Raw genomic sequence first — 2,247 nt, 5'->3', positions numbered from 1 at the left:
AGCTTGTCCTTGGTCTGCGAGGAGAATTTCGGATCTGGAACCTTGACCGACAGCACCGCCGTCAGGCCTTCGCGGCAATCGTCGCCGATCAGCGAGACCTTTTCCTTCTTGGTCAGGCCGGAGGATTCGCCATAGCCGGTGATCTGGCGCGTCAGCGCGCCGCGAAAGCCGGCCAGATGCGTGCCGCCATCGCGCTGAGGGATGTTGTTGGTGAAGGCCAGCACGTTCTCGTGGTAGCTGTCGTTCCACCACATCGCCACTTCGACGGTGATCCCATCGCGCTCCGCCCGGATGGCGATCGGCTTGTCGATCAGCGGTTTCTTGACCCGATCGAGATATTTGACGAATTCCTCGAGGCCTCCATCATAGTGCAGTTCATGGCGCACGACGTCGGCGTGACGGGCATCGGTCAAAATGATGCGCACGCCGGAATTGAGGAAGGCAAGCTCGCGCAGCCGGTGTTCCAGCGTGCCAAAGTCGAATTCGACCATGGTGAAGGTCTCGGCCGACGGGAAGAAGGTGATCTGGCTGCCGCTGCGGCCCTCATAGGTGCCCGGCTGCTTGTCCTGCTCATAGCTGCCGGTCGCCTTCAGCGGCGCGTCGGCATTGCCATGCGTGAAACTCATCTCGAAGATCTGGCCGTTGCGGCGGATTTTCAGCTTCAGCCACGCCGACAGCGCGTTGACCACCGAGACGCCGACGCCATGCAGGCCGCCCGAGACCTTGTAGGAATTCTGGTCGAACTTGCCGCCGGCATGCAGCTGCGTCATGATCACTTCGGCCGCCGAAATGCCTTCTCCGGTGTGGATATCGGTCGGAATTCCGCGGCCATTGTCGATCACGGTGACCGAACCATCGGGGTTGAGCGTCACGGTGACGAGATCGGCGTGACCGGCCAGCGCCTCGTCGATGGCGTTGTCGACCACTTCATAGACCATGTGATGCAGGCCCGAACCGTCGTCGGTATCGCCGATATACATTCCGGGGCGTTTGCGGACAGCATCCAACCCCTTCAAAACCTTGATGGAATCGGCGCCGTATTCGGCTTCAGCGCCGTTGTTGTTATCGATCTGATCGCTCATGAAAACCTGTTGTCTGGATGCCGCTTGCACGGCGCGAAAAACCCGCTCCGAATCGCGCCTCTGATATGCACTAGATATAGGCGCAAAAGGCGGTTTTTCCAAGGTTTGCAGGCATTTCACGGGGAATGAGCCGGCTGTCCATGGCAGCCTCCCGTCAGGCCCTATTTCACTTTGGCCAGCCGGTCCCTGAGAAACTTGATCATGAACTTGTATCGCGGCGCCAGCCGCCCGCTGCGGTCGAGCTCCAGCGTCATGTCCAGCGCCTGCGAAAGCACCGTCTTGGGGTTCTTGGCGACCTGAGCGTAGTCGATCATGGCAACCACCAGGTCGCGCTGCCAGGTGGCGTTGTTTGGGTCGGACCGGGCGAGCTTCTGGCGGATGTCGAGACTGTCCTGGAAAGCCTGCCGCGCGCCTTTGACGTCGCGCTGCTTGGCCTTGAGCATGCCGATCTCGGACAGGGTGATCGACAGGTCGCGTTGCCAGTCGGCATTGGCAGGGTCGAGCTTGGCCAGCCGGTCGGCGATAGCGAAACTGTCTGTATAGGCCTTGAGCGCTCCGGCGCGGTCGCCCTGAATCGCCAGAATGCCGGCGACCTTTTCCAGGCTGACCGAAAGGTCACGTTGCCAGTCGGCGTTGGCAGGGTCACTGGCCGCCAGCATGCGGGCTATAGAGAGGGCTTGCCTATAGGCGGCGAGGGCTGCCGGCCAGTCCTCTTGATCGCTCAGCGCATTGCCCATCTTTGCGTTGCCGACAGACAGGTCGCGCTTCAACTCACTGTTGTCGGGGTCGCGGCCCGCTAATTGTTCGACGATCGCATGGCCCGCTTTATAGGACGCGAGTGCGCCCGCCGCATCGCCGCGCTCGCGCTTGAGGTCGCCGATCGTATCATGGCTGACCGACACATCGCGCTGCCGTTCGGCATCCTGCGGCTTCTTTTCGGCCAATGCCAATCGGATATTCAGGCTCTCCTCGTAGGCCATCTGGGCGTTGTCCAACTGGCCGGCGGTACGCGCCAGTGCACCGATCTCGTCATAGCTGATGGTCAGGTCGCGCTGCAGTTCGGCGCGCTCCGGCTCGTTGTCGGCAAGCTGCTTCTTGACCGACAAGCCTTCCTGGTAGATCTGCGAGGCCCCAGCCAGATCGCCTTGCGTCACAAGCACATTGC

Annotated in this window: 2 protein-coding genes; both read right to left on the bottom strand. The window is 61.4% G+C overall.

Translation table 11 applies throughout. The annotated features are described in order from the left end of the window. A partial coding sequence (locus tag EN939_RS30805) for an ATP-binding protein (RefSeq protein WP_245473226.1) occupies positions 1-1,082 on the bottom strand: 1,082 nt, incomplete at its 3' end. Between the two features lie 161 nt (positions 1,083-1,243). Further along, positions 1,244-2,247 (bottom strand): tetratricopeptide repeat protein (locus EN939_RS30800; protein WP_127271410.1); only part of this gene is annotated, 1,004 nt, incomplete at its 5' end.

Origin of the sequence: Mesorhizobium sp. M7A.F.Ca.CA.002.05.1.1 (assembly GCF_003998335.1) — a bacterium.
Taxonomy (GTDB): Bacteria; Pseudomonadota; Alphaproteobacteria; order Rhizobiales; family Rhizobiaceae; genus Mesorhizobium.
Note: the sequence above shows the minus strand (reverse complement) of the source record. Positions and strands in the feature narration are given on the sequence as shown.